This window comes from Streptomyces mesophilus (genome assembly GCF_040300965.1).
Taxonomy (GTDB): Bacteria; Actinomycetota; Actinomycetes; order Streptomycetales; family Streptomycetaceae; genus Streptomyces; species Streptomyces mesophilus_A.
In genome coordinates, this window is sequence record NZ_JBEPEW010000043.1 from 1 (window position 1) to 20,325 (window position 20,325).

General features: G+C 71.4%; 19 protein-coding genes and 1 pseudogene. 16 read left to right on the forward strand and 4 right to left on the reverse strand.

Annotation, left to right across the window (positions count from 1 at the left end):
* Positions 1–237, reverse strand: a pseudogene (locus tag ABT367_RS17410) (hypothetical protein); the annotation flags it as partial.
* A 286-nt stretch (positions 238–523) separates the two neighbouring features.
* Here ABT367_RS17410 and ABT367_RS17415 point away from each other — a divergent pair.
* The 3 genes from ABT367_RS17415 to ABT367_RS17425 all read left to right on the forward strand — a co-directional run bounded on the left by ABT367_RS17415 (position 524) and on the right by ABT367_RS17425 (position 3,525).
* Positions 524–1,795, forward strand: coding sequence for a DUF418 domain-containing protein (locus tag ABT367_RS17415; RefSeq protein ID WP_352253957.1), 1,272 nt, complete (start codon positions 524–526; stop codon positions 1,793–1,795).
* A gap of 173 nt (positions 1,796–1,968) precedes the next feature.
* The gene (locus ABT367_RS17420; RefSeq protein ID WP_352253958.1) at positions 1,969–2,973 is read left to right on the forward strand and encodes a LacI family DNA-binding transcriptional regulator; all 1,005 of its coding nucleotides are present in this window, start codon (positions 1,969–1,971) and stop codon (positions 2,971–2,973) included.
* 12 nt (positions 2,974–2,985) lie between these two features.
* Entirely contained in the window at positions 2,986–3,525 is a 540-nt protein-coding gene (locus ABT367_RS17425) for a 2'-5' RNA ligase family protein (RefSeq protein WP_352253959.1), read from the forward strand.
* A 17-nt stretch (positions 3,526–3,542) separates the two neighbouring features.
* Here the strand turns inward: ABT367_RS17425 and ABT367_RS17430 are convergent, their stop codons facing one another.
* Positions 3,543–3,683, reverse strand: coding sequence for a hypothetical protein (locus ABT367_RS17430; protein WP_352253960.1), 141 nt, complete (start codon positions 3,681–3,683; stop codon positions 3,543–3,545).
* A gap of 149 nt (positions 3,684–3,832) precedes the next feature.
* On the opposite strand from ABT367_RS17430, the gene ABT367_RS17435 reads away from it, so the two are divergent.
* On the forward strand, positions 3,833–4,528 hold the full coding sequence (locus tag ABT367_RS17435; protein WP_206344140.1) for a ribonuclease H family protein: 696 nt from the start codon (positions 3,833–3,835) through the stop codon (positions 4,526–4,528).
* A 115-nt stretch (positions 4,529–4,643) separates the two neighbouring features.
* Here ABT367_RS17435 and ABT367_RS17440 read toward each other — a convergent pair whose 3' ends face one another.
* Entirely contained in the window at positions 4,644–7,889 is a 3,246-nt protein-coding gene (locus tag ABT367_RS17440) for a family 78 glycoside hydrolase catalytic domain (protein ID WP_352253961.1), read from the reverse strand.
* A gap of 298 nt (positions 7,890–8,187) precedes the next feature.
* Here ABT367_RS17440 and ABT367_RS17445 point away from each other — a divergent pair, with 298 nt between their 5' ends.
* The 12 genes from ABT367_RS17445 to ABT367_RS17500 all read left to right on the forward strand — a co-directional run bounded on the left by ABT367_RS17445 (position 8,188) and on the right by ABT367_RS17500 (position 18,275).
* On the forward strand, positions 8,188–9,036 hold the full coding sequence (locus ABT367_RS17445) for a CoA transferase subunit A (protein ID WP_352253962.1): 849 nt from the start codon (positions 8,188–8,190) through the stop codon (positions 9,034–9,036).
* A 1-nt stretch (position 9,037) separates the two neighbouring features.
* Positions 9,038–9,697, forward strand: a complete 660-nt coding sequence (locus ABT367_RS17450) for a CoA transferase subunit B (protein WP_352253963.1) — start codon at positions 9,038–9,040, stop codon at positions 9,695–9,697.
* 113 nt (positions 9,698–9,810) lie between these two features.
* Entirely contained in the window at positions 9,811–11,091 is a 1,281-nt protein-coding gene (locus ABT367_RS17455; RefSeq protein WP_352253964.1) for an extracellular catalytic domain type 1 short-chain-length polyhydroxyalkanoate depolymerase, read from the forward strand.
* Positions 11,092–11,352: 261 nt separating this feature from the next.
* Positions 11,353–12,555, forward strand: coding sequence for a substrate-binding domain-containing protein (locus ABT367_RS17460; RefSeq protein WP_352253965.1), 1,203 nt, complete (start codon positions 11,353–11,355; stop codon positions 12,553–12,555).
* On the forward strand, positions 12,552–13,328 hold the full coding sequence (locus ABT367_RS17465; RefSeq protein ID WP_352253966.1) for an ABC transporter ATP-binding protein: 777 nt from the start codon (positions 12,552–12,554) through the stop codon (positions 13,326–13,328). The genes ABT367_RS17460 and ABT367_RS17465 overlap by 4 nt, the downstream gene beginning before the upstream one ends.
* On the forward strand, positions 13,325–14,020 hold the full coding sequence (locus tag ABT367_RS17470; RefSeq protein WP_352253967.1) for an ABC transporter ATP-binding protein: 696 nt from the start codon (positions 13,325–13,327) through the stop codon (positions 14,018–14,020). The genes ABT367_RS17465 and ABT367_RS17470 overlap by 4 nt, the downstream gene beginning before the upstream one ends.
* Positions 14,017–14,883, forward strand: coding sequence for a branched-chain amino acid ABC transporter permease (locus ABT367_RS17475; protein ID WP_352253968.1), 867 nt, complete (start codon positions 14,017–14,019; stop codon positions 14,881–14,883). Before ABT367_RS17470 ends, ABT367_RS17475 begins: the two co-directional genes overlap by 4 nt.
* The gene (locus ABT367_RS17480; RefSeq protein WP_352253969.1) at positions 14,880–15,977 is read left to right on the forward strand and encodes a branched-chain amino acid ABC transporter permease; all 1,098 of its coding nucleotides are present in this window, start codon (positions 14,880–14,882) and stop codon (positions 15,975–15,977) included. The genes ABT367_RS17475 and ABT367_RS17480 overlap by 4 nt, the downstream gene beginning before the upstream one ends.
* Positions 15,978–16,170: 193 nt before the next feature.
* A complete protein-coding gene (gene panD, locus ABT367_RS17485; RefSeq protein WP_352253970.1) occupies positions 16,171–16,602 on the forward strand; it encodes an aspartate 1-decarboxylase in 432 nt (143 codons plus the stop codon).
* A gap of 180 nt (positions 16,603–16,782) precedes the next feature.
* The gene (locus tag ABT367_RS17490) at positions 16,783–17,139 is read left to right on the forward strand and encodes a hypothetical protein (protein ID WP_352253971.1); all 357 of its coding nucleotides are present in this window, start codon (positions 16,783–16,785) and stop codon (positions 17,137–17,139) included.
* A gap of 287 nt (positions 17,140–17,426) precedes the next feature.
* Entirely contained in the window at positions 17,427–17,771 is a 345-nt protein-coding gene (locus ABT367_RS17495) for a GNAT family N-acetyltransferase (RefSeq protein WP_352253972.1), read from the forward strand.
* Positions 17,772–17,834: 63 nt separating this feature from the next.
* Positions 17,835–18,275, forward strand: coding sequence for a nitroreductase family deazaflavin-dependent oxidoreductase (locus tag ABT367_RS17500; protein ID WP_352253973.1), 441 nt, complete (start codon positions 17,835–17,837; stop codon positions 18,273–18,275).
* Positions 18,276–18,834: 559 nt separating this feature from the next.
* Here ABT367_RS17500 and gndA read toward each other — a convergent pair.
* The gene (gndA, locus tag ABT367_RS17505) at positions 18,835–20,274 is read right to left on the reverse strand and encodes an NADP-dependent phosphogluconate dehydrogenase (protein ID WP_352253974.1); all 1,440 of its coding nucleotides are present in this window, start codon (positions 20,272–20,274) and stop codon (positions 18,835–18,837) included.
* Between the last annotated feature and the right edge of the window lie 51 nt (positions 20,275–20,325).

The window sequence follows — 20,325 nt, forward strand, 5'->3', positions numbered from 1 at the left end:
GGCCGCGGCGAGCAGCCGGTCCGACGCCTCGGCGTTCGTGCCTGCCGTCGCCGTCGCCGTGGCCGTCGCCGTCGCCTTCGACGCGGACGCGGACGCGGAGGCCGAGGGCGAGGGCGACGGGCGGTCGGCGGCCGCGCCCTCCTCGGAGGAGCCGCATGCGGCCAGCAGCGTCACCGCGGAGAGCAGCAGCGCGGCCGGGACGAGAGTACGGCGACGGGTCCGTCGGGTCGGCTCCACGGTGGTCTCCTCACAGTCGGTGCTTCGTCTGCCGATCCTCGCCCGCCCACCGGCCTCGGCACATCGCTCCACCGGTTGCCCCGGCGCGATACGGAAGGTTCCCTTCCGGGGGTACGGACGGGCTACGGCCAGATCCACCGATCGGTTGATGCGGCTCCTCGGCAGTGCTGTCGCACAGGGCCGGTCTCCTATGGACCGACAGGGACCGGCACGCGTAGACCCATGGCCACCTTCTCTCGCCCAAAGTCGGAAGCGGGCCTGTGACCTGCGTCCATAGCGTCGCACCATGACTCTTGACGCCACAGCGGCCAGGGCGGCGACCGCGCGCCCGGCCGGTATGCGGTCCGCGGAACGGGCCCTCGCCCCCGACCTCGCCCGCGGACTGATGCTGCTGCTCATCGTGCTCTCCAACACGGCCTACCACCTGTGGCGCTCCGAGTACGGGCCCTCCGGATGGCAGCCGGTCACGGGCGGGTGGCTGGACCACGCCGTGCAGTTCGGGATGATCACGGTGCTCGATCTGCGGGTCTATCCGCTCTTCGCGTTCCTCTTCGGCTACGGGATGGTGCAGCTCTACCAGCGCCAGCGGGCCGCCGGCACCAGCGAGCGGGCCGCGGTCCGGATCCTGCGCCGGCGCAGTCTGCTGCTCGTCCTCATCGGTCTCGCCCACGCCACCCTCTTCATGGCGGGGGACATCGTCGGCTACTACGGGGTTCTGAGTTTCGCCCTCGGCTGGTTCTTCCTGCGCCGCAGCGACCGTGCCCTGAACCGGTGGATCGTGATCGCGGCGGTCCAGCTGCTCGTGATCTCCGCCGAACCCGTCGTATCGGCGCTGCTCCAGGGCGACTTGGGGTCGCTCGGCGAGGTCACCGGGACGCCGGGCTACGAGGCGTACGCGAGCGAGGAGAGCGACTGGCTCACGGCGGCCGGGACCCGGCTGTCCACCGGTCTGTTCGTCACGTTCGCCGCCGCCCCCCTGTCCCTGGTCGGCGGCGCGTACCTGATCTTCCTGCTCGGCTTCTGGGCCGCACGCCGCCGCATCCTGGAGGAGCCGTCCCGCCATCTGCCGCTGCTGCGCCGTACGGCCGTGCTCGGCATCACGATCGGCTGGCTGGGCGCGCTGCCCTCCGCCCTCGCCCACGTCGGGGCTCTGGACGTGCCCGCTCACGTGCAGAGCGAATCCGGTGTGCTGATGATCGTGCGCGAGCTGACCGGGATGGCGGCCGGGCTCGGCTATGTCGCCGCGATCGCCCTGTTCGTGGCCTGGTGGAACCGGCGTGCGGCGGGACGGAACCGCGCGGCGCGACCGAACCGTGCGGTGACGGCCGTGGCCGCCGTCGGCAAGCGCTCCCTGTCCTGCTACCTCGCCCACTCCGTCCTCTTCGCCCCGCTGCTCGCGGCCTGGGGCCTGGGCCTTGGCGCCCGTCTGACCAGCTGGACCATGGTGCTGTTCGCGACCGGGGTGTGGCTGGTGACGGTGGCGGGTGCGTACGCCTTCGAGCGGCGCGGGTGGCGCGGCCCGGTGGAGGTGGTGCTCCGCAAGGCGATGTACCGGTAGCCGGTGTGGATGAGCAGCCGGTGTACCGGTGCGGATGAGCAGCCGCTGTATTCGACAAGGAGCGCACCGGCCAGTACAAATTCTGAGTTACTGCTGGCAGAACCGGGCCCGGCAGAACAGAGTGACTGCCGGCAGGACCGGACCGCCGCTGCAGGACGGAGTACGCACCGCACATGGCCGGCATCAAAGACGTGGCGAAGCACGCAGGGGTGTCCGTGGGCACCGTGTCCAACGTGATCAATCACCCGGACATGGTCGCTGAGGAGACCCGTAAGCGGGTGCGCGACGCCATCGAGCGCCTCGGCTATGTCCGCAGCGAGTCGGCGCGCCAGCTGCGCGCCGGCCGCAGCCGGATCATGGCGCTGCTCGTCCTGGACATGGGCAACCCGTTCTTCGTGGACGTCGCGCGCGGCGCCGAACGCGCGGCGCGCAAGGCCGGACTCGGTGTGATGGTCTGCAACAGTGCGCAGAGCCCGCAGGAGGAGGCCGACTATCTCGGGCTCTTCGCCGAGCAGCGGGTACGCGGTGTGCTGCTGACCCCGGCGGACGCCACCGGCCGCAATATCGAGGCCTTCCGCCGGCACAACATCCCCTTCGTGCTCGTGGACCGCGTCGCCGAGGGCGTCACCGAATGCTCCGTCTCCGTCGACGACATCCAGGGCGGCGCCCTCGCCGTACGCCATCTCGTGGACGCCGGGCACCGCAGCATCGCCTACGTCAGCGGACCCGCCGACCTCAACCAGGTACGCGACCGCCGCCAGGGAGCCCTGGACGCACTCGCCGAGGCGGGCCTGCCGGCCGAGGCGCTGCGCGAACTGCCCACCGAACACCTCGACGTCGCCGCGGGCCGCGACGCGGCCTCGCGGATCCTCGGCCTGTCCGAACGCCCCACGGCCGTGTTCTGCGCCAATGACCTCCTGGCGCTCGGCGTCCTGCAGACGATGTACGCGGCGGGCGTCCGGGTCCCCGAGGAGATGGCGATCGTCGGCTACGACGACATCGAGTTCGCGGCGGCCGCGGTCGTCCCGCTCACCTCGGTACGCCAGCCGGCCGTGACCATGGGTGCGATGGCGGCCGAACTGCTCCTGGAGGAGACCGAGTCGGACGAGCACGAGCACCGGCGCGTGGTGCTCCAGCCGGAACTCGTCGTGCGCGGCTCCAGTCTGCCGGGGCGCTGAGGAGCACACAGGGTGAGTTCGGGGTGGGCGCATGCCCTGGGGGAGACGGCGCTGACGATCCTGCTGCCGGAGGCCGATCCTTTGATACGGGAGGACTTTCCGGCCCATGTCTCGGTGCTCTTCCCGTTTCTGCACCAGGACCGCATCGACTCCTCGGTCCGCCGCAGGCTCGGGGAGCTGTTGCGCACGCATGAGCCCTTCGGCCTCACGTTCGCGGAATTCGGGCGCTACCCGGGCGTGCTCTACCTGGACCCCTGGCCGGCCGACCCGGTGCGGGCGCTGACCAAGAGCGTCGTCGACGCATGGCCCGAGTGCGCCCCGTACCGCGGCATCTTCGGCGAGGACGGACTGCAGCCGCATCTGACCCTCGCCAACAGCCTGGGCCCCGAGGCGGCACCCGCCGTGTACGACGCTCTCGAAGCCGCACTGACGCCGCTGCTTCCGCTGACCGTGACCGTCCGCCACGTGACCCTGGTCACCTGGGACGGCACGGCCTGGCGGGACACGGAGCGTTACGCGCTCGGAACCGCATCCCCCGACCAGGGACCGTGACCCGCGCCGCCGAGGCTTCAGCGCATCGCCGCCGCGAGCCGTGCGGCCCGCGCCTTGAGCGTCAACTGCACGTCGTCCGCCGAGGGTTGGGCAGCCTTGGCGCCCTGGAGGTGCGGTGCGCCCCAGCCCAGGGGCCGACGGCGGCGTGGTTTCTGCACGGTCATACCGGAGTCAACGACCGAACCCGGTTTCGGTCGCACATGTGAGGTGGAGCGCACACATCCGACCGTCGGATGCGGGGTGCACACATCCGGCAGCCGACGCCGCGTGTACGGCGCCCGGGCGTGGAGCTGGCATCATCGAGGGCATGTCCGACTTGATCATTGCCGCCTGTGACGGTGCCGCCAAGAAGAACCCGGGCCCCGCGGCCTGGGGCTGGGTCGTCGCGGATGCCGACGGCACCCCGCAGCGCTGGGAGGCGGGACCGCTCGGCGTCGCCACCAACAATGTGGCCGAACTGACCGCGCTCGCCGAGCTGTTGGAGGCCACCGACGCCTCCGTTCCGCTCGAGGTCCGGATGGACAGCACGTACGCGATGCAGGCCGTCACCACCTGGATCAAGAACTGGAAGCGCAACGGCTGGCTCACCGCTTCGAAGAAACCGGTCGCCAACCGCGAACTCGTGATCCGTATCGACGAGCTGCTCACCGGACGCGAGGTCACCTTCCGCCATGTCGCCGCCCACCGCGCGGACGGCGACCTGCTCAACGCGATCGCCGATATCGCGGCCAGCGACGCGGCGGAGTCGCAGGAGCCCGCCGGGACGGCGCACGGCAGCACGGAGATTCCTCAGCCGCGCGCCGACCGGTTCACGGCCACACCGGCGGCCGCCCGTAAGACGGCGCCCGCACGCAAGAGCGGGTCCGGCTCGTCCGGCAAGGCCCCCGTGATCAAGGCCAAGTTCGCGGGTCGCTGCTCGTGCGGACAGCCGTACGCCGCGGGCGAGAAGATCACCAAGCTGGCCTCGGGCGGCTGGGGGCACGAGGCCTGCGCGAGCAGCTGAAAGCCTGGTGGTGAGCACTGAGGGAGGGGCCGGTGGCTGGTGCCGCCGGCCCCTCCCGCGTGTTCGGGACCGCCGGCCCCTTCGCGCGTTGACGGCTGTGAGCCTCTTCAGTCGATCACGGCCGCCCGCGGAACCCCCACTCCCCGTGCGGAGCCCGGAACACCACGTACCCCGGCTCGGTGCGCACATAGGCTGCGCCCTTCGGCGCCTCGGCCTTGTCCCGCGCGGCCGCCGGTACGTGCACCTCGGCGGTCGCGCCCACCGGGACCCGTACCGTCAGCCGTATCTCCTTGTCGATACGCGACCACGCCACGGCCGCCCGCCCACGCACCGTGTCCAGCTCGGTGCGCGCCCAGTCGACGCCGTCGCGGGCGTCCGGCCGTACCGTGAACGTCCGGTAGCCGGCGTCACCGGGGCGCAGGCCCGCCACGTTCTCGTACAGCCACTGCACGATGGTGCCGAGGAAGTAGTGGTCGCGGGAGCGGGAGTCCGCCTGCCAGTACTCCCACATGGTGTCCGCGCCGTTCTCGAACCAGTGGCCCCAGCCCGGATATGTCTTCTGCAGGGCCACCGCTCGTGCCACATCGGAGTGCCCGGCGGCGCTCAGCGCGCGAAGGAGCACGCTGGTGCCGAGGCAGCCGGTGTTGAGGTGGTTGCCGCGCTTGGCGATATCGGCGAGCAGTGAGTCCGTGACGCTCGCACGGGCGCCCGCGGGCACCAGACCGAAGGCGAGCGGGATGCAGTTGCTCGACTGCCGGTAGTGCGGATCCTTGGCCGTGCGGTAGTGCCCCTCGGGGCCCAGGAACGCGGAGTTGAAGGCGCTCTTCAGATCCTCGGCGGCCTTCACGTAGCGCCCGCGCAGCGCGTCCTCGCCGACCAGCTCCGCCATCTCCGCGGTGTCGCTCAGGGCCCGGTACAGATACGCGGTCGCCGTGAGGCGGGTGTCCTCCGGCGGGATCTCGTACCCGGGCGACACCCAGTCGCCGAGCGCGGTGACCGCGAGGCCGTCCTTGAGGCGGCCGAGCTCCCAGTCCAGATAGCGGGTCAGGGAGGGGAGATGGTCGCGGGCGATGCGGTCGTCCCCGTAGACCCGGTACATCTCACGCACCAGGAACGGATAGACCGTGGTCCACTCCGGCGCGGGCGCCAGCTCCTGATAGCCCCAGCCGCCGCTCGGCACGATCACCGGGATCTGGCCGGCCGCGTTCTGGCTGTCCGCCAGATCGCCCAGCCACTTGGTGAAGAAGCGCTGCATGCCCAGGGCGTACATCATGATCGGCGTGCCGACCTGGGCGTCCCCGGTCCAGCCGTTCTTCTCGAACATCGGCGTATCGGTCGGGATGCTGTGCAGATTGTTCAGGACGGTGCGCCGCATGGCACGCTCCAACTGCTCGTAGAACGGCTCCGAGCAGCGGAAGGTCCCGGTGTCCTCGACCGCCGAACGCACCACGCGCCCGAGCACCTCGTCCGGCTCGGGCTTGCGCGGCAGCCCGCTGATCTGCACGTAACGGAAGCCCTTGTACGAGAACTTGGGCTCCCACACCTCCTCGCCACCCGCGCACACGTATTCGTCGGTCTGGAAGCGCCCGGGCACATGGCCCGTCTCGGCGTGCACGCTCCCGTCGGCCTTGAGCTTCTCGCCGTGCTTGAGCCGGACGGTCGTCCCCGCCGCGGCTTCTACGGTCAGCCGCGTCCAGCCCGCCATGGTCCGGCCCATGTCCACGAGCCAGTCGTCCCCGTACGCCGTGATCTTCACAGGCCGCACGGTCTCGACGACCTCGACCGGCTCGAGCCCCTGCGCCCGAAGCGCGCCCTTCGGCGCCTCCATCCGTACGGGCGCCCGCCAGCCCTTGTCGTCGAAGCCGGCCTCGGTCCAGCCGGCCGGATGCTCCCGGGCGTCATATGTCTCGCCCGCGTACAGGGAGTTGGTGCGGGTCGGGCCCTCCGTCATCCGCCATGCGCCGTCGGTGGCGAGGGTGCTGCGCGAGCCGTCCTCGTACTCGATCTCCAACTGGCCGAGCAGCCGCGGCTCTCCGTGCCACGGGGGCTTGTGCCAGTTCCACACGTTGGGGGTGGTCATGCCGTAGAAGCCGCGGCCGAGCGTGACTCCGATGGCGTTGGCGCCGCGCCGCAGCAGTCCGGTGACGTCGTGCGTGGCGTACAGGACGGTCTCGTCGTAGTCGGTGAAGCCGGGGTCGAGCACCTGCCGTCCCACGCGCCGGCCGTTGATCTCGGCCTCGTAGTACGCGAGTCCGCTGATGTACAGGCGGGCGCGGCGCACCGGCTTGGACACCGTGAACGCGCGGCGCAGCAGCGGAGCCGGCAGCTCGGGCGCGGCCACCGTGACATCGTTGTCCCAGGCCCCTTGCCCGTATGGGGCGACCACCACCGCCTCGGTCCACGCGGTGTCGTCGAAGTCCGGCTGCTGCCAGCCGGCTTGCTCACTCTCCGTGCAGCACCAACCGGGACCGGTCACCAGCTCGGTGGTGGTGCCGCCGTGCTCCACGAGGAGACGGACGAGCAGACCGCCCGGATTCACGGACGCGCCCCCACGGTTGGTGGCCCGCACGGCGACCACCACCCGGCCGCCCGACGCGAGCGCGCCGGTCAGCTCCGCGAGGTCCCCGGTGCGCCAGCTGTCCGTCTGCTCGGGCGCGTGCAGCACCTGCTCGCCCTGGACGTACAGCGTGTAGTCGTCATCCGCCGTGGCGATCACCGTGGCCTTCGACACCTGGGCGCCGCCGGGGAGTTGGAGCACACCGCGGAACCACACGGTGCCGGGCGGTGCGCCCTGTTCGGTGGCCCCGGGCGCCCAGATCCACGAGGCTCCCTCGAAGGACGGTGCCTGCGGTGCGGCCCCGGCCCCGATCCAGTGCCCCTGCCAGTCCTCCTCGCCGAGCGCGGTCTCCCACCACCGCTCGGCGCTCCACTGCGAGGCCGCTCCGTCGCGGTCCCACACCCGTACCTTCCAGGCGTATCTCGTACGGGGAGCGAGCGCGGGGCCGTCATAGGGCACGCCGACCGTGCGCGCGGAGGCGACCTTGCCGGAGTCCCAGACGGTGCGCGATCCGGTGGTGACCTTGATCTGGTACGCGCTCTGTTCCGCGCCCTTGCCTGGTGCGCTCGACTCCCAGGCGAGCCGGGGCCTTTCGGTGTCCGTGCCGAGCAGCGTCGGTGCGTACTCGACCGTGGTGCGTTCGATGCGCAGGGCGCCTCCGCTCCCGGCCGGTGTGCCGGTGGCGGCCAGGGCCGATCCCTGTCCGAGGCCGGCCATGCCCGTGGCCGCTCCTGCGGCGGATGTCACGAGGAAGGCCCTGCGGTTCCAGGGCTCACCCCGTCCTGTCTCGCGTGCGTCGCTCATCGCGTGCCCCTCGGATTCTCGCGGGTTTCGATGCTTGAAACGTTTCAATCGGGTGCCTTCGATCCTAGGTGTCCCGCCATGAACGCCTCAAGAGGCGTGCGGGGATTTGCTGTTGAAACGGAGGTGGGCGGAAGTGGGGGGTATGGGGCAGGGCGCCATGGCGGGCCCGCAATGTATGGGCCGGTGCGCCATGGCAGCGGGGCGGTGCGGCTTCCTAGCCTCGGTGGCGTCGCGACGGCTGTCCGTGTTCAGCCCTCGCTCGGACGACTGCTTCCACACACCAAGGGGCGTACCGCTGATGGGACTGGACAAAGTGATCGACGACGCCGTGGAGGCGGTCGCCGACGTTGCGCACGGCGCGTCGCTGGCCGTCGGTGGATTCGGGCTCTGCGGGATACCGAGTGCCCTCATTCACGCGCTGCTCGAGCGGCGCACCGGCGGGCTGCGGGTGGTGTCGAACAACTGCGGCGTGGACGACTGGGGGCTCGGACTGCTCCTTCGCGAAGGGCTGATCGCCAGGATGACCAGTTCGTACGTGGGCGAGAACAAGGAGTTCGCACGTCAATACCTCGGCGGGGAACTGGAGTTGGAGCTGGTCCCGCAGGGCACGCTGGCCGAACGGCTGCGCGCGGGTGGCGCCGGCATCCCTGCCTTCTACACCCCCGCCGGGGTCGGCACGCAGATCGCCGAGGGCGGGATCGCCTGGCGCCATCACCCGGACGGCTCGGTGGCGGCGGCCGCACCGCCCAAGGAGACCCGGATCTTCCACGAACGCGAATACCTCCTCGAGGAGGGCATCACCACGGACTTCGCCCTCGTGCGGGCCGCGGTCGGCGACCGGCACGGCAACCTCGTGTTCCACGCGTCCGCCCGGAACTTCAACCCTCTGGCCGCGATGGCCGGTCGGATCACCGTCGCCGAGGTGGAGGAGCTGGTGGAACCGGGTGCGATACCGCCCGGAGAGGTGCAGCTGCCCGGTGTGTTCGTGCAGCGGGTGGTGCCGGTGGCGGCCGACGACCCCGCGGCCGAGAAGCGGATCGAGCGGCGCACGGTGCGCCCTGTGGCGGAGACCGGACGGGCCATGGCGCACCCCGGCACGGAAACCGAACGGCGCACCCTGCGCCCCGTAGGGGAAGGCGGTCGCTGAGATGGCACTCACCCGGGAGCAGATGGCGGCCCGCGCCGCGCGTGAACTGCCCGACGGCGCCTATGTGAACCTCGGCATCGGACTGCCCACGCTGATCCCCGGCCACCTGCCCCCGGGCGTCGAGGTGGTGCTCCAGTCCGAGAACGGGATCCTCGGCGTGGGCCCGTATCCGGCCGAGGACGAGCTGCATCCGGACCTGATCAACGCCGGCAAGGAGACCGTGACGATCGTGCCGGGCGGCTCGTACTTCGACTCCGCGCTGTCGTTCGGGATGATCCGCGGCGGCCATATCGACGTGGCCGTCCTGGGCGCCATGCAGGTGTCCGCCTTCGGTGATCTGGCGAACTGGGTGATCCCCGGAAAGATGATCAAGGGCATGGGCGGGGCGATGGATCTGGTGCACGGAGCGCGCCGGGTGATCGTGCTGATGGAGCACACGGCCCGCGACGGCTCGCCCAAGCTCGTGGACGAGTGCACCCTGCCGCTGACCGGCTGGGGTGTGGTGCACCGGGTGATCACCGATCTCGCGGTGCTCGACATCACCGCGGGCGGGCTGCTGCTGCGTGAACTCGCCCCGGGCGTACGGCTCGACGAGGTACGTGCCGCGACGGGCACCGAGGTCGCGGTGGCGCAGGACCTGATCACGGCGGGCGTGGCGTGACCCATAACCACACAACTGCACCTGCCGAAGTGGTGAGTTGACACATTCCTCGGCGCCGAGGCCGGCCCCTACGTTCACGGAAACATTTCGGCCCCGTGAACGAGGAGTTCCCTGTGACGCTGCCCCACCACCGTCCGGCACCTCGCCGGCGACGATCCGGATTCCTGCTGTCCGCGCTCGCCGCGGCCGCCCTGTCGTTCCTGCTCGCGGCGACCATGCTGAAGGCGGCGCCGCCCGCACGCGCCGCGTCCATCGAGCAGGTGACCGGCTTCGGCTCCAACCCCGGCGCGCTCAAGATGTACCGCTACGTGCCCGACGGACTGCCCGCGGGCCGGCCGCTCGTGGTGGCGATGCACGGCTGCTCGCTGAGCGGCACCGGCCTCGCCGCCAACTTCGGTACCCGTACCGGCTGGAAGGAGCTGGCCGACCGCCACAAGTTCACGCTCGTACTGCCGGAGACCGGCACCGCCAACAACGCCATGAACTGCTTCAACTGGTTCAAGACCGCGGACATCACCCGCGACCAGGGCGAGGCGCTGTCCATCAAGCAGATGGTGGACAAGGCGAAGGCCGACCAGTCCGCGGACCCGTCGCGGGTGTACGTCACCGGGCTCTCCGCCGGTGGCGGTATGACGTCGGTGATGATGGCCGCCTATCCCGAGGTGTTCGCGGGCGGCGGCATCGCGGCCGGACTGCCGTTCGGCTGTGCTCCGGAGACCAACGAGTGGACCTGTATGAGTCCCGGAGTCGCCAAGTCCCCTGCCCAGTGGGGTGACAAGGTGCGGGCTGCATCGCCGGGCGGTGCCTCGCGTACCGCCTGGCCGACGCTCTCCGTATGGCACGGCACCGGTGACACCACGGTGGTGCCCGCGAACACGCAGGAACTCGTCGACCAGTGGACGAACGTCCACGGCGCCGACCAGACGGCCGACGTGTCCGACACGGTGTCCGGCGCCGCGCACAAGGTGTTCAAGAATCCATCGGGCCGGCCCGTGGTCGAGAGCTTCACGATCAGCGGGATGGGCCACGGTCAGCCCATCGACCCCGGAACCGGTGTCGGCCAGTGCGGGCAGACCGGGGACACCTACATCCCGGACGCGAACATCTGCTCCGCCCACCACATGGCCGGGTTCTGGGGCCTGGACGGCGGCGGATCCACCCCGTCCCCGGACCCGACGACCCCGTCGCCCGACCCGAGCACACCGGCGCCCGCCGAGTGCTTCACCTCGAGCAACTACACTCACGTACAGCTCAGTCGCGCGCACCAGTCGGGCGGCTACACGTACGCCGACGGCTCCAACCAGCCGATGGGCCTGTGGAACACCGCCGTCCAGGCCACATTGAAGAAGACCGGCGACGACCACTACGAAGTGGTCGCGACCGGGTCCTGCTGAGCGGGTGTGGGCCGGTGCCGCCGGTGGTCTGTGGCTGCCGTCGCCTGCGGTCTGTGGCCGCCACCCTCCGCGGTCTGTGGCTGCCACCGCCACCGATCCGCCTCCGGTTGTGGTCCCGGCCCACATCGCTCCCGGCGCCATCCGCTCCTAGCCTTCCGGCGAGCACCAACCGCCAGGCCTTCGCCCGGCAACCCCCTTGTCCGGAGCGGCAGTTGAGCCGTGCCCTCCGCCACCCTCACCAGCAGCAGAAGAGAGCCGACCATGCACCGAAAGCGCCCCGCGGGCCGGTGGCCCGCCGCCCTGGCCGCGGCAGCGGCGGCCCTGATCCTCACCACCTCCTGCGGCAGCCCCGGCAGCAGCGGTTCGACGGGGAACAAGGCCTCGGACCCCGTCAAGGTCGGCCTCGTGTACTCCAAGTCCGGGCCGCTCGCCACGTACGGCAAGCAGTACCTGGAAGGCTTCCAGGCCGGACTCGACTACGCGACGAAGGGCACCGGCAAGGCCGGCGGCCGCACGATCGAGGTCCACCAGGCCGATGACGCGGGGGACCCCGCGAAGGCGGTCGCCGCCACCAAGGACCTCATCGGCCAGGGCTACGACGTCATCGCCGGCGCGACCTCCTCCGGTGTCGCCACCCAGGTCAGCCCGCTGACCGAACAGAACAAGGTCCTGTTCCTGTCCGGTCCCGCGGCCACCGACGCGGTCACCGGCGCGGGCCCGTACACCTTCCGCTCAGGACGGCAGACCACCCAGGACATCAACACGGCGGCGGCCTTCGTCGGCGATATGAAGGGCAGGAAGGTCACCGTCTTCGCCCAGGACAACGCCTTCGGGCAGGCCAATGTCGCCGGCGTGAAGGCGGTGCTCGAACCGCAGGGGGCGAAGGTCGCGCCGCTGCTCGTGCCGGCCGCCGCGAACGACTTCACGCCGTTCGCCACCCAGGCGAAGAAGGCCGGCGCGGACATGATGTTCGTCGCCTGGGCCGGCACCTCCGCCAAGGCGATGTGGACGGCGCTCGGCCAGCAGGGCGTGTTCGACTCCACGAAGGTCGTCACCGGCCTGGACATCGCGGCGACCTGGCCGTCGTACGGAAAGGTGGCCCAGGAAGTCGACTTCCTCGCCCACTACTTCGCCGGCGCCGCGGGCACCGAGGCCGAGAAGGCCATGACCGAACGCGTCACCAAGGCCGGGGGCGAGGTCGGGCTGTTCACCGTGGACGGTTTCACCGCCGCCCAGATGATCGTCCACGCGGCCGGACAGGGTGCCTCCACGGACGAGATGGCCAAGGCGCTCGAAGGATGGAGCTTCGAGGGCGTCAAGGGCAGGCTGACCATCCGGCCCGAGGACCACGCGCTGCTCCAGCCCATGTTCCAGGCGCGGCTCAAGAACGGCACCCCGCCCACCGCCGAACTGGTCAAGAAGCTCGACGCCGACGCCGTCGCCCCCGGCGTGGTCGAGAAGTGACCGCCACTGCCCCCGCCGCCGCCCGGCCGGTCCTGCGCATCCGCGGGCTCGGCTGGGCGGTCGGCGGCGCCCAGATCGTCACCGGGGTCGAATTCGACGTCGCCGAGGGCGAGTTCGTGGCCGTCATCGGACCGAACGGCGCCGGCAAGACCTCCCTGTTCAACCTGATCTCCGGCCTCGTACGCCCGACCGAGGGCAGCATCGAACTGGACCGCGCCGACATCACGGCCGACCCGCCGCACCGGCGAGCACGCCGCGGACTCGGCCGGACCTTCCAGTCCTCGAGCGTCTTCGCGGGACTGAGCGTCCTCGAGAACGTCCGGCTCGCCGCGGCCGCCCACCGGGGCTCCTGTCTGCGGCTGTGGCGGCGCGCCTCGTCCGACTTCGCGGCCCGGGACGCGGCCGTGGACGCGCTCGCCCGCGTCGGCCTGTCCGCGCGGGCCGGGGACCTCGCCGGATCGCTGTCCCACGGCGACAAGCGCAAGTTGGAGATCGCCATCCTCCTGGTCACCGAGCCGCGCTTGATCCTCCTCGACGAGCCCATGGCGGGCGTCGGCACGGCCGACGTGCCCGCCCTGACCGAGGTGATACGGGCCGTGCACCGCGAAGAAGGCCGCACCGTTTTGATGGTGGAACACCATATGGACGTCCTGCTCGGGCTCGCCGACCGGGTCGCCGTCATGCACCACGGACAGCTGCTCGCCCTGGACACACCGGCGAAGGTCATGGCCGACCCGCTCGTCCAGGACGCCTACCTCGGGGAGGCGCTGTGACGCCGCTCCTGGAGGTCAGCGATCTGAAGGTACGGATCGGCTCCTCGCAGATCCTGCACGGAGTCGGCCTCACCGTCGCCCACCAGGGAGTCACCGCGCTCCTCGGCCGCAACGGAGCCGGCAAGACCACCACACTCAAGGCCGTGCTCGGCCTCGTGCCCCGAACGGGCCGGGTGCGCCTGGGAGATGAGGAACTCTCCGGTCTGCCCACCCACGCCATCGTCCGACGCGGCCTCGGCTACGCGCCCGAGGACCGCAACGTCTTCGCCGCCCTGACGGTCACCGAGAACCTCCAGCTCGCCGCACGCGGCAGCGGCCCCCACCACTACGACCTGGTCTACGACATGTTCCCCGAGCTCGAGACGCGCGGCAGGCAACGGGCCGGCAGCCTGTCCGGCGGGCAGCAGCAAATGGTCGCCATCGGGCGGACGCTGCTCAACGACAACCGGCTGCTGCTCGTCGACGAACCCACCAAGGGCCTCGCCCCGAAGATCGTCACCGAGGTCGCCGACGTCCTGGCGCGCGCCGCGCAGAAGGTGCCGATCCTCCTCGTCGAACAGAACCTCGCCCTGGTCCGCCGGATCGCCGACCACGCCGTCGTCCTCGAACAGGGCGGCGTCGTGCACACCTCGCCCGCCGCGGACCTGCTCACCGACGCCGACCTGACCCGTGAACTCCTGGGAGTGGCATGAGCACCCTCGTCCTGCTCTCCCTCACCGGCCTCGGCCTGGGAGCGCTGTACTTCCTCGTCGCCTCCGGCCTCTCACTGATCTTCGGCCTCGCCGATGTCCTCAACTTCGCGCACGGCCTGTTCCTCTCCGTCGGCGCGTACGGCACCTGGTGGGCGGCGGACCGTCTCGACCTCGGCTTCCTGCCCGCCGCGGCCGTCGGCGTCAGCCTCGGCACCGTGGCAGCCGTCCTCGTCGAACTGCTCCTCATCCGCCCGCTGTACGCGCGCCCCATCGACCAGGTCCTCGTCACCGTCGGCCTGAGCCTCGCGGGCGTCGCGCTGCTCCAGGCCGGATTCGGCGCCGACCCCGTGACGTTCCCCAAGCCGGCCTGGACCGAGGAGACCAGCACGGTCCTCGGCGCCACCGTGCCCAACGACCGGTTCCTGCTCATCGGCGTCGCGCTCGCGGTCCTCGGCCTCCTGCAACTCTTCCTGCACCGCACCCGGTTCGGGCTCATCGTGCGCGCCGGAGTGGAGGACCGGGCGATGGTCACGGCCCTCGGCATCAACGTACGGATCGCCTTCACCGTCGTCTTCGCCATCGGCGGTGCGGCGGCGGCGCTCGGCGGGGTCCTGGCCGGCGTCTATTACGGCGACGTCTCGCCCGGCCAGGGCACCTCGCTGCTCATCTTCGCCTTCATCGTCGTCGTCATCGGCGGCATGGGCTCGGTCGCCGGCTCGGCCCTCGCCGCCGTCGTGGTCGGCCTCGTCCAGCAGTTCACCAGCTACTACGCCGCCGCCGGCGTGGGCGAGGCCTCGGTCGTGCTCGTCCTCGCCGTCGTCCTGCTCACCCGGCCCGGCGGCCTCACGGGGAGGACCGCATGACCAGGACAGCCGTACGCACCCCACCCGCGCAGACCGGCACACCCACCGCATCCGCCGCACCTCGGCGTCGGCTGCTGCGCCGCGCGGGGCCGCCCTTGGCCGCGCTGATCGTCCTCGCGATCCTGCCGTACTCCACCCTGGACCTTCCGGCGCTCCTGCCGGGCCCGGTCAACAGCCCGGGCTCGCTCCAACTGCTGGGCGTATGCCTGGTGTTCGCCGGTCTGGCCGCCACGTACGACCTGCTCTTCGGACACACCGGACTGCTCTCCTTCGGCCATGCGCTGTACGTCGTGCTCGGCAGCTACACCGTCAACATCGCGGTCACGAAAGGGGAGTTCACACTGCCCGCTGCGCTCGCCCTTACGGTTCTCGTGGGGCTGGTCGTCCCGGCGCTCCTGGGCGCACTGGCCCTGCGCGTCCGAGGGATCGCCTTCGCCATGGTCACGCTGGCGATGGCGCAGGTCGCGGCCATCGCGGTCGCGAGCGACCCGGGGCGGCTCACCGGGGGAGAGGAGGGCCTGTCCCTGCTGCCCTCGGCCGTGCCGGCTTTCCTCGCCGGTATCGACAACACCGCCAACCTCTACTGGCTCGCGCTCGCCTACCTGGTGCTCGTGGCCGCCGCGATCGCCTGGCTGGTCGACTCCGAACCCGGCCGGGTCTGGGCGGCGATCCGAGAGAACGAGCAGCGCGTGGCGGTCCTGGGCCTCCACCCGTACCGCTTCCAGCTCCTCGCCTTCGTCCTCGCGTCCTTCCTGGCGGCGCTCGGCGGCATGGTCCACCTCTTCCTCATGGGCGGCTCCAGCCCGGGGATCACCACCTCCAGCTTCACCCTCGGCTTCCTGCTCATGGTGGTGCTCGGCGGCGCGGGCACCCGCTGGGGCGCCATCGTCGGCGGCGTCCTGTACGCCTACCTCGACCACCGTCTGGGCGCGCTCGGTACGTCGGAGGCGGTCTCGGGCCTGCCGGGGTGGCTGCGGGGACCGCTGTCCGAGCCGTTGTTCGTGCTCGGGGCGCTGTTCATCGCGGTGGTGTACTTCCTGCCGGGTGGGCTTACGGGGGTGGCGGGGCGGCTGAGGCGGCGGGCCCGGGCCTGAGGCGGGCCGCTGCCGGGCAGCCCGCGCACTCGGCGATGTGCTCGCCCACGTGGCCCGAGGGTTGCGGCCGAAGTGAGGTACCGCCCACATCCGCCGGGAGCAGGGACCGGACGAACGGCCGGGTTGTATCCTGGTCGGCGAGCACTTGACCTGCACCAACGCAGGCAGGTAGCCGACCTCAGGGAGTAGCTCCATGCTGCGCACCATGTTCAAGTCCAAGATCCATCGCGCCACGGTGACCCAGGCGGACCTGCACTACGTGGGATCCGTGACCGTCGACGCCGAGTTGATGGCGGCGGCCGATCTGCTGCCCGGTGAGCTCGTGCACATCGTCGACATCACCAACGGCGCGCGCCTCGAGACGTATGTGATCGAGGGTGAACCGGGCTCGGGCGTCATCGGCATCAACGGCGCCGCGGCGCACCTCGTCCACCCCGGCGACCTGGTCATCCTGATCAGCTACGCCCAGGTCGACGATGCGGAGGCCCGCACCCTGCGCCCGTCGGTCGTCCATGTGGACGCCGACAACCGCATCGTCCAGCTCGGCGAGGACGCCTCGGCCCCGGTGCCGGGCTCGGACCAGCTGCGCAGCCCGCAGGCGCGGGTGCCGGTGGCGCGGGGTTGACGTTCGGGTGTCCGTGGGCCGGTGCCGGTGCCGGTGCTGGTGCTGGTGCTGGTGGCCCGGGCCCGGGCCCGGCGTGGGCCGGCGGTGGGGCGTGCGGTGGCCGTACGCCCCGGGAAACGCCGGTGCGCCGGGGGCGCGGCCGTGCCACGATGGCGCGCATGATCAAGCAGTGAAAGGGCCATGGCGCGTAGCCGGCCGCGTGGCGTCCCGGCGGCTTCCTCGCACGGAGCCACGGAGCGGGAGATCGACGGCCTGCCCCGACAGGTGATGGCCGAGATCCAGCGGCTGGAGCGCACCCGCAACTACCTGTTCCCCGGCGACGTCGTCCGAGCCGTTCTGCGCTGGCAGGAGTACTCCCGCGCGCCTGCCCGCAGACGGTGGGCCTACGACAGCGATGCGGACCTCCACGGGGACTGCTGCGGGGATCCTTTGTACGAGCGTGAGCTGCTCGACGGCGTGGAGCGGGCGCTGAGCCGTCCCGCAGCGCGCGCCCTGCGGGCGGTGCTGGCCGAGGCGGACGCGCGCTGGGACCGTTGAAGCATCCAAGACCGGTCCGAGATATGGTCCGCCCGATCCGGTGTCCGCCCATGCCGCGGGGAGGCCGCCCGCTCGTCCCCTGGGGCAGCGGCCTGCCCATGCCGCGGGGAGACCGCCCGCCCGTCCCTCGGGGCAACGGTCCGCCCATGCCGCGGGGAGGCCGCCCACTCGTCCCGAGGGGCAGCGGCCCGCCCGTCCCGCGGGGAGACCGCCCGCCCGTCCCTCGGGGCAACGGTCCGCCCGACCCGGGGAAGACAGCCCGCGGCCAGGTTGGCAGACTGGGCCGCATGGCAGACACCGTGATCTTCGACGACCGGCCCAAGGGCCGGCTCGAGGCCCGCGCCGAAGGTGAACTCCTCGGCCACATCCAGTACTTCGTGCTCGACGACCCCGCGCCCGCCCTCGTGCCGGTGCACACCGTCGTGGAGCCCGCCCACGAGGGCAAGGGCATCGCGGGCTCGCTGGTGCGCGAGCTGTACGCGATCGCCGCGCGCGAAGGCTTCGCCGTGGCGCCGCTGTGCCCGTACGTGGTGCGCTGGGCGGCCAAGCACCCCGACGAGGCGCCCGCCGCGTCGCAGGAACTCCTGGACGCGGCGAGGGCGGCGGTGGAGGCCGACCCCGAGAAGTGGTGACGGGGAACATCCCTGCCCGTACGGCCCGTTGACCCGCAGACGACCGAAGACGAGGAGCAGGACATGGCGGACCAGGACGATGTGCTGATCACCCCGACCGACTGGGTGGCCAAGCAGGCCCGGACCTACGAGGAGTCGGGCGGCACCAAGGGCACGACGGTGATGGGTGTGCCCTGTCTGCTCCTCGACTACCAGGGGCGCAAGAGCGGGCTGTGGCGCCGGACCGTCCTGATCTACGGACGCGACGGGGACGACTACCTGCTCGTGGCGTCGAACGGCGGCGCCGACCACCACCCCGCCTGGTACCTGAACCTGCGGGAGAACCCCGACGTCCGGCTGCGCGTGGAGACCGAACGGTTCGACGCGACGGCCGAGACGCTCGACGCGGACGAGAAGGAGCGGGTCTGGCCCGGCCTGGTGGAGCTGTTCCCGCAGTACGCCGACTACCGGAAGAAGACGGAGCGTGACATTCCCGTCGTACGGCTGACCCGCAAGACGGACTGAGCGGACAGGGCGGGAAGGCGGCCTGGGCGGAAACGGCGGACTGAGCGGGCTGAGCGCGCAGGGCAGACCTGAGCCGGCCCGGAACCAAGCGGCCGCTCGCACAGGCCCGCCCCCCGGTCATGAGTAGCTTCGTCAGGCGCGGGCACGCGCCCCGGGAGACAGTGGACAGGAAAGGCCCTCCGTTCCCCTAGGAGGATCACCATGACCCAGCCGTACCCCGACCCCGTCGGGCCGGGGCCCACTCCCGGCCCGTACCCGCCGGATCCCGGCCATCCCGGACAGCCCCCGAAGCCGGGGCCACCGGATCCCGGGCACCCCGGGCCGCCCCCGGACCCGGGCCCCTTGCCCGACCCGTTCCCGCACCCGTCGCCCGATCCGGAGCCGGCTCCGTCGCCCGTTCCGCAGCCGCCGGGCCCCGACCCCGTACCGGAGCCGGAGCCCCAGCCGGGACCCGCGTCCTGAGCACGGCCGCATCGCGCGAAGTAAGCACCGCCGGTGCGCCGAGGGGCGGCAGCCGTCACGGCTGCCGCCCCTCAACTCATGTGCGGGAAACCCCGGTTCAGGCCGAGACCTCCGACCGGTCCCCGCCCCACAGCGTGTGGAACGAGCCCTCGCGGTCCGTGCGCCGGTAGGTGTGCGCCCCGAAGAAGTCCCGCTGCCCCTGCGTCAGGGCCGCCGGCAGCCGCTCGGCGCGCAGCGCGTCGTAGTACGCGAGCGCCGCCGAGAAGCCCGGCGTCGGCACACCCTGCTGGGTGGCCGCGACCAGCACCGCGCGCCAGTCGTCCTGCGCCGCCGCGATCTCCTCCGCGAAGCTCTTGTCGGCAAGGAGCGACGGCAGATCCGCGCGGGCGTCGTAGGCCGCGCGGATACGGTCCAGGAACGCGGCCCGGATGATGCAGCCACCGCGCCAGATCGCCGCCACCGCGCCCAGGTCGATGTTCCAGTCGTACTCCTCGGAGCCCGCCTGGATCTCGTGGAAGCCCTGCGTGTACGAGACGATCTTGGACGCGTACAGCGCCTGCTCCACCTTGTCCGCGAAGGCCGCCTTCTCGGCGTCGCCGAGCGGCTTGACCGACGGCCCGGCCAGACCGCGCGAGGCCTCCCGCAGCTCGGTGTGGCCCGACAGCGAACGCGCGAAGACCGCCTCGGCGATGCCGGAGACCGGTACGCCCAGGTCAAGCGCGATCTGCACGGTCCAGCGGCCCGTGCCCTTCTGCTCGGCCCGGTCCTGCACGACGTCCACGAAGGGCTTGCCGGTGGCCGCGTCCACATGCGAGAGCACCTCGGCGGTGATCTCGATGAGGTACGAGTCCAGGCGGCCCTGGTTCCAGGTGCGGAAGATATCGGCGATCTCGGCGGGGGAGTAGCCCGCGACCTCGCGAAGCAGGTGGTACGCCTCGGCGATCAGCTGCATGTCGGCGTACTCGATGCCGTTGTGCACCATCTTCACGAAGTGACCGGCGCCGTCAGGGCCGCAGTGCGTGACGCACGGGGTGCCGTCGGCGGCCTTCGCGGAGATCTTCTCCAGCATCGGTCCGAGCGTGGCGTACGACTCGACGGAGCCGCCGGGCATGATGCTCGGGCCGAGCAGCGCGCCCTCCTCGCCGCCCGAGACGCCGGTGCCGACGAAGTGGATGCCCTGCTCGCGCAGCTCCTTCTCGCGGCGGCGGGTGTCCGCGAAGTGTGCGTTGCCCCCGTCGATGATCATGTCGCCGGGCTCCAGGAGCGGCGCGAACTCACGGATCACCGCGTCCGTCGGCTCACCCGCCTTGACCATGATGACCAGGCGGCGCGGACGCTCCAGGGCGGCGACGAACTCCTCGGCGCTCTCGGCGGCCACAAAGGTCCCCTCGCCCCCGAACTCCTCCACGAGCGCGCGGGTCTTCGCGGCGGTGCGGTTGTGCACGGCGACCGAGTAACCGTTGCGCGCGAAATTGCGGGCGAGATTGCGGCCCATGACCGCAAGTCCCGTGACGCCGATCTGGGCTGAAGTGCTCATGCCTGTAGCTCCTGGGCCTGTTTCGGAAGTGCTGCCGTGACGTCAGTATCG

Excerpts from the sequence above, each read along its gene's own strand:
- ABT367_RS17415 (WP_352253957.1), top strand. The coding sequence starts at position 524 with ATGACTCTTGACGCCACAGCGGCCAGGGCGGCGACCGCGCGCCCGGCC.
- ABT367_RS17420 (WP_352253958.1), top strand. The coding sequence starts at position 1,969 with ATGGCCGGCATCAAAGACGTGGCGAAGCACGCAGGGGTGTCCGTGGGC.
- ABT367_RS17435 (WP_206344140.1), top strand. The coding sequence starts at position 3,833 with ATGTCCGACTTGATCATTGCCGCCTGTGACGGTGCCGCCAAGAAGAAC.
- ABT367_RS17440 (WP_352253961.1), bottom strand. The coding sequence starts at position 7,889 with ATGAGCGACGCACGCGAGACAGGACGGGGTGAGCCCTGGAACCGCAGG.
- ABT367_RS17445 (WP_352253962.1), top strand. The coding sequence starts at position 8,188 with ATGGGACTGGACAAAGTGATCGACGACGCCGTGGAGGCGGTCGCCGAC.
- ABT367_RS17450 (WP_352253963.1), top strand. The coding sequence starts at position 9,038 with ATGGCACTCACCCGGGAGCAGATGGCGGCCCGCGCCGCGCGTGAACTG.
- ABT367_RS17460 (WP_352253965.1), top strand. The coding sequence starts at position 11,353 with ATGCACCGAAAGCGCCCCGCGGGCCGGTGGCCCGCCGCCCTGGCCGCG.
- ABT367_RS17475 (WP_352253968.1), top strand. The coding sequence starts at position 14,017 with ATGAGCACCCTCGTCCTGCTCTCCCTCACCGGCCTCGGCCTGGGAGCG.
- ABT367_RS17480 (WP_352253969.1), top strand. The coding sequence starts at position 14,880 with ATGACCAGGACAGCCGTACGCACCCCACCCGCGCAGACCGGCACACCC.
- panD (WP_352253970.1), top strand. The coding sequence starts at position 16,171 with ATGCTGCGCACCATGTTCAAGTCCAAGATCCATCGCGCCACGGTGACC.
- ABT367_RS17490 (WP_352253971.1), top strand. The coding sequence starts at position 16,783 with ATGGCGCGTAGCCGGCCGCGTGGCGTCCCGGCGGCTTCCTCGCACGGA.
- ABT367_RS17495 (WP_352253972.1), top strand. The coding sequence starts at position 17,427 with ATGGCAGACACCGTGATCTTCGACGACCGGCCCAAGGGCCGGCTCGAG.
- ABT367_RS17500 (WP_352253973.1), top strand. The coding sequence starts at position 17,835 with ATGGCGGACCAGGACGATGTGCTGATCACCCCGACCGACTGGGTGGCC.
- gndA (WP_352253974.1), bottom strand. The coding sequence starts at position 20,274 with ATGAGCACTTCAGCCCAGATCGGCGTCACGGGACTTGCGGTCATGGGC.